Annotated in this window: 1 protein-coding gene; it reads left to right on the top strand. The window is 67.9% G+C overall.

All coding sequences use genetic code 11. From position 1 onward, the window contains the following. Nucleotides 1-833, top strand: an 833-nt coding sequence (locus ACDA63_RS20135) for an Ig-like domain-containing protein (protein WP_373665087.1), incomplete at both ends; no start/stop codon positions are given.

Below are 833 nucleotides of genomic sequence, written 5' to 3'. Positions count from 1 at the left end.
GCCACGGCCACCGATGCGGCCAACAACATCAGTGAGCCGACGAGCGTGAGCTACGAGGACACGGGTGCGCCGGTGGCACCGGTGGTGAACGTGACGGCCAACGAAGACGGTGGCCTGACGGTATCGGGCACGGCCGAGCCGGGCAGCACGGTGACGGTGACCTATCCCGACGGTACGACGGCCACGACCACGGCGGATGCCGACGGCAACTACAGCGTGACGACCGATGTGCCGCAGACCACGGGCACGGTGGACGTGACCGCCACCGATGTGGCGGGTAACACCAGCGAGCCGACGGAGGTGAGCTACGAGGACACGGGTGCGCCGGTGGCGCCGGTGGTGAACGTGACGGCCAACGAAGACGGTGGTCTGACGGTGTCGGGCACGGCTGAGCCGGGGAGCACCGTAACGGTGACCTATCCCGACGGTACGACGAGCACGACCACGGCCGATCCCGACGGCAACTACAGCGTGACGACCACGGTGCCGCAGACCAGTGGCGAGGTGACGGCCACGGCCACCGATGCGGCCAACAACATCAGTGAGCCGACGAGCGTGAGCTACGAGGACACGGGTGCGCCGGTGGCCCCGGTGGTGAACGTGACGGCCAACGAAGACGGTGGTCTGACGGTGTCGGGCACGGCGGAACCTGGCAGCACGGTGACGGTGACCTATCCCGACGGTACGACGGCCACGACCACGGCGGATGCCGATGGCAATTACAGCGTGACGACTGATGTGCCGCAGACCACGGGTACGGTGGACGTGACCGCCACCGACGTGGCGGGCAACACCAGCGAGCCGACGGAAGTGAGCTACACGGACTCCGGTGC

This window comes from Uliginosibacterium sp. sgz301328 (assembly GCF_041807905.1).
Classification (GTDB): Bacteria; Pseudomonadota; Gammaproteobacteria; order Burkholderiales; family Rhodocyclaceae; genus JBGVSA01.
Note: the sequence above shows the minus strand (reverse complement) of the source record. Positions and strands in the feature narration are given on the sequence as shown.